Below are 649 nucleotides of genomic sequence, written 5' to 3' on the forward strand. Positions count from 1 at the left end.
GACCAACTCCAACGCTCCAGATAATGACGCTAATGGCAAACAAGCCGACTAGCATCACTAATCCCACTGTTAAGATAGAGGAGGCAAACATAAACCCTCTATCTTCTGGAATCTTCATTAGGATTGGTAATCCTTCATAAAGGAGATAGACCGACCAACATACTGCGACCACTCCGGCCATCATGTTTACCCAGAGCACTGGATATATCGCGATAGCGCCTATTAGGAATAAAGGCGTTGCGGTATAAGCGGCGAGAATAATACCGTTGTGTTCAGATGCTTCTACGCCATATGTCGCCGCAAAAAAATCAATGAATTTACCAATAATGTATATGCCGCTTAGCATTGCTGCGTAAAACAGAATGCAGAGTTGTGCGGCGCTAGAATTTGTCAGCTTAATAATATCGCCATCGCCGATTTGCCAACCAACGTGAGTTGTCCCGTAATACGCTGCTGCTGCGGGGATAAGTGCGAGAAGAATGATGTGTGTGAGAAAAAGCTTAGGGGCCGATTCATGCTCTTCGCGAATCGTTTGCCATTCTCTGTCAGGGTGAGTCAAGATACCGAAAGTATGCAATATGCTCATAGCGCCTCCGTTGATTATTTTTTTTGGCTGCGTCAATAAGTCTCGACCCATCACTAGAGTTCG

Annotated in this window: 1 protein-coding gene; it reads right to left on the reverse strand. The window is 45.5% G+C overall.

Annotation, left to right across the window (positions count from 1 at the left end; all coding sequences use genetic code 11):
• Positions 1–586 (reverse strand): Yip1 family protein (locus tag A3739_RS09050; RefSeq protein ID WP_068501063.1); only part of this gene is annotated, 586 nt, incomplete at its 3' end.
• Positions 587–649 lie beyond the last annotated feature (63 nt).

This window comes from Oleiphilus sp. HI0067, assembly GCF_001635735.1.